The organism is Ruegeria sp. AL12 (assembly GCF_056540885.1).
Map to the genome: position 1 here is coordinate 1 of NZ_JBQFXN010000146.1, position 644 is coordinate 644.

Sequence of the window (644 nt, forward strand, 5' to 3'; positions counted from 1 at the left end):
CAACTCCGATGGCAATCTGATTGCCATGGGCCGCTCGATGGCGGTCCAGATCCTGGATGAAAAGGGCACCGAACGCTCCTCGCAGCGCGTTGCCTACGGCTCCAAGATTTTTGTGGATGACGGCGATACGGTCAAACGCGGTCAGCGCCTTGCGGAATGGGATCCTTACACCCGTCCGATGATGACCGAAGTCGAGGGCGTGGTCGAGTTCGAGGATGTTGTCGACGGTGTGTCGGTGACCGAATCCACCGATGAAGCCACCGGCATCACCAAGCGTCAGGTCATCGACTGGCGGTCGACCCCGCGGGGTTCCGACCTCAAGCCGGCGATTGTCATCAAGGGCAAGGACGGCGAAGTCCTCAAGCTCGGTCGCGGCGGCGAGGCCCGGTTCCAGCTTTCGGTCGATGCGATCCTCTCGGTCGAGCCCGGCGCCAAGGTCAGCCAGGGCGATGTGCTTGCCCGTGTGCCTCTGGAAAGCGCCAAGACCAAGGACATTACCGGCGGTCTGCCGCGTGTTGCGGAACTGTTCGAAGCGCGCCGTCCCAAGGATCATGCGGACATCGCAGAGATCGATGGCACGATCCGCTTCGGCCGCGATTACAAGAACAAGCGCCGGATTGTGATCGAACCCGCGGAAGATGGCG

The 644-nt window shown here is 62.1% G+C and carries 1 pseudogene; it reads left to right on the plus strand.

The window, feature by feature from the left end:
* A pseudogene (locus ACR0C6_RS21910) lies at nucleotides 1–644 on the plus strand (DNA-directed RNA polymerase subunit beta'); the annotation flags it as partial.